The sequence below is a fragment of the Plasticicumulans sp. genome, from assembly GCF_035331805.1.
Classification (GTDB): domain Bacteria; phylum Pseudomonadota; class Gammaproteobacteria; order Competibacterales; family Competibacteraceae; genus Plasticicumulans.
In genome coordinates, this window is sequence record NZ_DAOLKE010000194.1 from 1 (window position 1) to 6813 (window position 6813).

6 protein-coding genes and 1 pseudogene are annotated in these 6813 nt (G+C 71.6%); 6 read left to right on the forward strand and 1 reads right to left on the reverse strand.

The genetic code is table 11. The features are described from left to right. Positions 1 to 260 (reverse strand): annotated as a pseudogene (locus tag PKE44_RS13015) (hypothetical protein); the annotation flags it as partial. A gap of 267 nt (positions 261 to 527) precedes the next feature. Between PKE44_RS13015 and murB the strand changes: the two are divergent. The 6 genes from murB (at position 528) to PKE44_RS13045 (ending at position 6813) form a co-directional block, all read left to right on the forward strand. Then, positions 528 to 1562, forward strand: a complete 1035-nt coding sequence (gene murB, locus PKE44_RS13020) for a UDP-N-acetylmuramate dehydrogenase (RefSeq protein WP_324551872.1) — start codon at positions 528 to 530, stop codon at positions 1560 to 1562. Between the two features lie 89 nt (positions 1563 to 1651). Next, positions 1652 to 3532 (forward strand): tRNA uridine-5-carboxymethylaminomethyl(34) synthesis enzyme MnmG, encoded by a 1881-nt coding sequence (gene mnmG, locus PKE44_RS13025; protein ID WP_324551874.1) that lies wholly within the window; start codon positions 1652 to 1654, stop codon positions 3530 to 3532. Between the two features lie 186 nt (positions 3533 to 3718). After that, positions 3719 to 3997, forward strand: a complete 279-nt coding sequence (locus PKE44_RS13030; protein ID WP_324551876.1) for a DUF6489 family protein — start codon at positions 3719 to 3721, stop codon at positions 3995 to 3997. A gap of 80 nt (positions 3998 to 4077) precedes the next feature. Then, a complete protein-coding gene (locus PKE44_RS13035) occupies positions 4078 to 4449 on the forward strand; it encodes a response regulator (protein ID WP_324551878.1) in 372 nt (123 codons plus the stop codon). Positions 4450 to 4487: 38 nt separating this feature from the next. Then, on the forward strand, positions 4488 to 6611 hold the full coding sequence (locus tag PKE44_RS13040) for an exonuclease domain-containing protein (RefSeq protein ID WP_324551880.1): 2124 nt from the start codon (positions 4488 to 4490) through the stop codon (positions 6609 to 6611). Between the two features lies 1 nt (position 6612). Then, positions 6613 to 6813, forward strand: a complete 201-nt coding sequence (locus PKE44_RS13045) for a hypothetical protein (protein WP_324551882.1) — start codon at positions 6613 to 6615, stop codon at positions 6811 to 6813.

The following is a 6813-nucleotide window of genomic DNA, read 5'->3' on the forward strand; positions in this document are numbered from 1 at the left end:
ACGGGCTTGAACACGGACACGCCCACGAACAGCGCGCCGATGACGGTGCCGAGCGAGATCACGAACGAGCGCGTCTCCTCGTTGTCCAGCACCTGCACGAAGCTCCGCGGACCCACCGGCAGCGCCGTCGCCAGACTCGATGCGGCGGCCGTGTGCCGGTAGACCTGCCAGCCTGCGCGCAGCCAGCGCAGCGGTGCGCCGGCGGCGAGTCGTGGCTGCGGCGTCGGCACGCGCGGGGGGAGGGCGGGGTGCGGGAGCATCGCTGCGGGCCTCGGGAGACGGGGGCGGAAATGCCGTCGAGGCTGGCCGGTACGCGGGCGCCTGGCCTTGATCCGGATTAAACGCTTGGTAACCTGCGGCTTGGGCGCGCTGCCGGCCGGCCCTACAATCGCCGGCCTGCGACCGAGGGAGCCTGACCGAGCCGTGATGCCGATCACACCTACCTGCATGGTTTTCTCCCCCTCTCCCCGGTCCCTCTCCCGCACGGGGCGAGGGGCCGAAAAGCGAAGCGCTGCGGCGTGAGCGGCATGACGGCCGCATCCGTGCTGCAGCGCGAAGTCGCGCTCGATGGCCTCAACACCTTCGGGCTGCCGGCCCGGGCCGAGCATTTCCTGAACCTCGAAGCCGACAGCCAGCTCGCGCCGGCGCTCGCCGAGGCCGCGCGCGCGCAGCTCGCGATCCACGTGCTCGGTGCCGGCAGCAACGTGCTGCTCGCCGGCGACGTGGCCGGGCTGGTGATCCGCGTCGCGCTGTGCGGCCGCCGCCTGCTGCTGCGCAACGGCGACGAGGTCGTCGTCGAGGCCGGCGCCGGCGAGGACTGGCACGGCTTCGTGGCCTGGACGCTCGCCAACGGCTGGTTCGGCCTCGAAAACCTGGCGCTGATCCCCGGCACGGTCGGCGGCAGCCCGATCCAGAACATCGGTGCCTACGGCGTCGAGGCCGGCGAGCGCATCGCGCACGTCGACGTGATCGATCTCGAAACCGGCCAGGCGCGCCGGCTGATGCCTTCGGCCTGCGGCTTCGGCTACCGCGACAGCGTGTTCAAGCACGAGCTGGCCGGCCGGGTGCTGGTGGTGGCGGTGGCCTTCCGGCTGTCGCTGCAGCCGGCCGTGCAGGCGCGCTACGCCGAGCTCAACGCCGAGCTGCAGGCGCAGGGCATCGAGGCGCCGACGCCGCAGCAGGTGTTCGAGGCCGTCTGTGCGGTGCGCCGGCGCAAGCTGCCGGAGCCGGCCGTGCTCGGCAACGCCGGCAGCTTCTTCAAGAACCCGGTCGTCGATTTCGAGCAGGCGACGCGCCTGCGCGCCGCGCATCCGGAGCTGGTCAGCTATCCGCAGCCGGACGGCCGGGTCAAGCTCGCCGCCGGCTGGCTGATCGAGCGCTGCGGCTGGAAGGGCCGCGCGCTCGGGCGCGCCGGCGTCTACGAGCGTCAGGCGCTGGTGCTGGTCAACCACGGCGGCGCCACCGGGGCCGAGGTGCTGGCGCTCGCCGAGGCGATCCGCGCCGACGTGCGCACGCGCTTCGGCGTCGCACTGGAGATGGAGCCGGTGCGGATGGGCGGCTGACGACGCGGCTGCGCCCCGTGCGCGCCGGCGTGGCCGGTGCTACGATCCGCCGCCGTTTTCCTTCCTGTTTTCACTGGCGGATCAAGTCCATGCGCTATCCGGAACGCTTCGATGTCATCGTCGTCGGCGGCGGTCACGCCGGCACCGAGGCCGCACTCGCGGCCGCGCGCTGCGGCGTGCGCACGCTGCTGCTGACGCACAACATCGAGACCGTCGGCGCGATGAGCTGCAACCCGGCGATCGGCGGCATCGGCAAGGGACACCTCGTGCGCGAGATCGACGCGCTCGACGGCGCGATGGCGCGCGCCACCGACCGCGCCGGCATCCAGTTCCGCATCCTCAACGCCCGCAAGGGCCCGGCCGTGCGCGCCACGCGCGCGCAGGCCGACCGCGCGCTGTATCGCGCCGCGATCCGCTCGATCGTCGAGAACCAGCCGAACCTCGCCGTGTTCCAGCAGGCCGCCGACGACCTGCTGCTCGAAGGCACGCGCGTCAGCGGCGTGCGCACGCAGACCGGCATCGAGTTCGAGGCGCCGGCCGTGGTGCTGACCGCCGGCACGTTCCTGGCCGGGCGCATCCACGTCGGCCTCCAGAACTACGAGGGCGGGCGCATGGGCGACCCGCCGGCCAACACGCTGGCGGCGCGCCTGCGCGAGCTGCCGCTTGCGGTCGGGCGGCTGAAGACCGGCACGCCGCCGCGCATCGACGGGCGCACGATCGACTGGGCGCAGCTCGCCGCGCAGCCCGGCGATGATCCCTGCCCGGTGTTCAGCTTCCTCGGCCGCCGCGACGAGCACCCGCGCCAGATCGCCTGCCACATCACGCACACCAACGCACGCACGCACGCGATCATCCGCGGCGGGCTCGACCGCTCGCCGATGTATACCGGCGTCATCGAGGGCGTCGGCCCGCGCTACTGCCCGTCGGTCGAGGACAAGATCGTGCGCTTCGCCGACCGGGACGCGCACCAGATCTTCCTGGAGCCCGAGGGCCTCGGCACGCACGAGGTCTACCCGAACGGCATCTCGACCAGCCTGCCCTTCGACGTGCAGTACGCGCTGGTGCGCTCGATGCGCGGTCTCGAACACGCGCACCTGACCCGGCCCGGCTACGCGATCGAATACGACTTCTTCGATCCGCGCGGCCTGCACCCCTCGCTCGCGAGCAAGCACCTCGACGGCCTGTGGCTGGCCGGGCAGATCAACGGCACGACCGGCTACGAGGAGGCCGCCGCGCAGGGCCTGCTCGCCGGGCTCAATGCCGCGCTCGCCGTGCAGCAGCGCGAACCCTGGTGGCCGCGGCGCGACGAGGCCTACCTCGGCGTGCTCGTCGATGACCTGATCACGCGCGGCACCAGCGAGCCGTACCGGATGTTCACGTCGCGTGCCGAGCACCGCCTGCACCTGCGCGAGGACAACGCCGACCTGCGCCTGACCGAGACCGGCCGCCGGCTCGGACTGGTCGGCGATGCGCGCTGGGCGGCGTTCGAGGCGCGGCGCGAGGCGATCGAGCGCGAGACGCAGCGCCTGCGCGAGTGCTGGGTGCGCCCGGCCGCGCTCGACCCGACGCTGGCCGAAGCCGTGCTCGGCGGGCCGCTCGCGCGCGAGACGCGCGCGCTCGACCTGCTGCGACGCCCGGAACTCGATCACGCCGCGGTGCTGCGCCTCGCCGGCCTGCCGGAAAGCGACCTCGATGCCGACGTGATCGAACAGGTCGAAATCCAGGCGGGCTACGCCGGCTACATCGAACGTGCGCAGGCCGACATCGCCCGCGCCCGCCGCCAGGAGGACGCCGCGATCCCGGCCGGCTTCGACTACGCCGGCGTGCGCGGGCTGTCGAGCGAGGTGCGCGAGAAGCTCGCGCGCGTGCGCCCCGACACCGTCGGTCAGGCCGGGCGCATTCCCGGCGTCACGCCGGCAGCGGTGTCGCTGCTGCTCGTGCACCTGAAGCGCCTGCGCGCCGCCGGCTGAGGACGGCGGCAAGCCGCCTCCGCGCGGGGCACTTGCCGCTGCCTCTCCCGGTCAAATTGCCGCCCGCCGCGGTTTTCGGCTAGTGTCGCCGGCTGCCGGTGCAAGTTTGCACCCTGCGGCAGCCCGCCGGACGACGAGAGCAGGCGCCGGGCACCGGTGAATACCACCGACGACCGAGGAATCACGATGAAGCTGAACGTCAACGTCGAGGCCACGCCACAGGAGCTGCGCGAGTTCCTGGGCCTGCCCAACGTGCAGCCCCTGCAGCAGGAAATGATGGAGATCATTCGCGAGAACATGCTGAAAGGCGTACAGGGTTTCGATCCGGTATCGCTGATGAAGCCGTTCATGGCCGGCGCGATGCCGGTGCAATCCATCGAAAACCTGCAGAAGGTGTTCTGGGACACCTTCAACAAGGCCAGCACCGGCCAGCCGTCGCGTACCGGTACCACCGGCGGCAGCTGAGCGGGGCGGGAGCGAGCCGGCATCAGACCGGCGCGCGGACGCGGGTGCGCCGGGGCGGGCGACCCGCAGAGGGGGGAGACATGCCGAAGATACTCGTGGTCGATGACGAGCCCAACATCCTGTTGTCGCTCGAATTCCTGATGAAGCACGCCGGTTTCGAGGTGCGCACCGCCACCGACGGCGACGCCGCGCTGGCCGCGGTCGCCACCGAGGTGCCCGATCTCATCCTGCTCGACGTGATGATGCCGCGGCGCGACGGCTACGAGGTCTGTCAGGCCGTGCGTGAAAACCCGGCCTGCGCGCGCGTGAAGATCATCATGCTCACCGCCAAGGGCCGCGAGATCGAGCGCGAGAAGGGCATGGCGCTCGGGGCCGACGACTACATCGTCAAGCCCTTCGCGACGCAGGAACTGCTCGGGCGCGTGCGCGAGCTGCTCGCCGGGGCGACCTGAGGCGATCCCGTCACTGGCCGGCTCAGGGGGCCGCCGTCATGACCGTCCGAATCAAGTTCTGGGCGCTGCTGCTCGCGCCGCTCGCGTTCACCGGCCTGTTCGCGGCCGTGTCGCTGTGGAAGCTGCCCGAGATCGTCATCGATCCGTACATGCAGGAGAACGTCCGCGCGTTCTACTTCGCCGGCGGCATCCTTGCGTGTCTCGCCTACGCCGTGGTCTGGGCCTTCATCGATGCCGCCTTCGTGCGGCCGCTGAAGGCGCTGCTGCACGGGGCGCGCATCATCAGCCGCAGCAACCCGGCGCACGAACTGATGATGCCGCGCAACCACCTGCTCGGCGAGGTGCCGGTGATCGTGCAGGAGCTCGGCGCCAGCCTGCATCAGGCGCGCAAGGAGATCGCCGCCGCCACCGCCACCGGCACGCGCGAGATCGAGGCGCAGAAGTCGCGGCTCGAAGTCGTGCTGCGCGAGCTGAGCGAAGGCGTGCTGGTCTGCGACGCCGATGCGCGCGTGCTGCTCTGCAACCCGGCCGCGCGCCGGCTGCTGCCGACGCCCGAGGCGCTCGGGCTCGGCCGTTCGATCTACGGCCTGCTGACCCGCCAGCCGATCGAGCACACGCTCGACTGGCTGGGCTTCCGCCAGCAGCAGGCCGGCGACGGTGCACCGCCGGCGACCGATGCCGAGTTCCTGTGCTCGGCGGCCGACGAATCGCGGCTGTTCCAGTGCCGCATGAGCCTGCTGCCGAGCAGCGGCGCGGCGCGGCGCAGCTTCGTGCTGACGCTGCGCGACATCACCAGCCAGGTCGCACCGGGCACGCTCGGCCCGACCGGCTTCAAGGGTCTGGTCGAGGACCTGCGCCGCCAGCTCGCCAGCCTGCGCTTCGCGGCCGAGTCGCTGTCGCTGTATGCGGACATGGAGCCGGGCCAGCGCCGCGCCTTCGAGCGCGTGATCTTCGACGAGAGCGCGGCGCTGACCGAGCGCGTCGAATTCCTCGCCCGGCACGTGCGCCTGACCTTCGCCGCGCAGTGGCCGAGCGCCGACGTGCTCAGCACCGACGTGATCGGCGCGGCGCTGTCCCGCCTCGAACGCAGCCGCGGGCGCATGCCGGTCATCGTCCAGTCCGGCGACCCGCTGTGGCTGCACTGCGACGGCCAGAGCGTCATGCAGCTCCTTGAATTCGTGCTGACCGAGCTTGCCAACCAGGAGCCGGCGGCGAGCTTCGAGATCGAATGCCTGCTCGGCAACCGGCAGGTCTACGTCGACATCGTCTGGGCCGGCCGGCCGCTGCCGGCGCGGCTGATCCAGGACTGGCTGGAGCGGCCGCTGCAGCACGTCGCCGGCGCCGCGACCGTCGGCGAGATCCTGCGCCGCCACCATTCCGACCTCTGGAGCCAGCCGCACCGCAAGCCGGGCCTCGCGGTGCTGCGCATCCCGCTGCCGTCCTCGCCGCGGCAGTGGAGCGACGAGGACGGCGCGCTGCCCGAGCGCCCGGAGTTCTACGACTTCGACCTCGAACTGCGCCCGGCGCAGTTCGGCGCGCTCGCCGACCGGCCGCTGAAGTCGCTCGACTACGTGGTCTTCGATACCGAGACCACCGGGCTCTCGCCGTCGCGCGGCGACGAGATGATCCAGATCGCCGGCCTGCGCGTCGTGCAGGGCCGCATCCGCGAGGGCGAGACCTTCGACCGGCTGATCAACCCCGGCAAGCCGATCCCGAAGGCCTCGATCAAGTTCCACGGCATCACCGATGCCATGGTCCGCGACAAGCCCGGCGCCGCCGTGATCGTGCCGCAGTTCCGCGCCTTCGTCGGCGAGCCGGACACGGTACTGGTCGCACACAACGCCGCCTTCGACATGAAGTTCCTCGAACTGAAGGAAGCCGTGACCGGCGTGAGCTTCCGCCAGCAGCCGGTGCTCGACACGCTGCTGCTCTCCGGCGCGATCCACGACTACACCGACGACCACACGCTCGACGCCATCGCCGAGCGCCTCGGCGTCGACGTGCACAACCGCCACACCGCGCTCGGCGACACGCTGGTCACCGCGCAGGTGTTCGTGAAGCTGCTCGACCTGCTCGAAGCCCAGGGCATCGTCACGCTCGGGCAGGCGCTGGCGCTGTCCGAACAGATGACGGCCGTGCGCCGCCAGCAGGCGAAGTTCTGACATGGACGCCGGCGAGCGCACGGCCCGCATCGTCGCGCTGGTGCTGCTGGCGGTGCTCGCACTCGGCTGGCCGGGGCTCGCGCTGTTCGACCGCGCCGACAGCGTCGCCGGCATCCCGCTGCTGTTTTTGTACGTCTACGCGGTCTGGGCGCTGCTGATCGGGCTGCTGCGGGCGTGGATGCGCGGGGCGGGCGAGGACTGA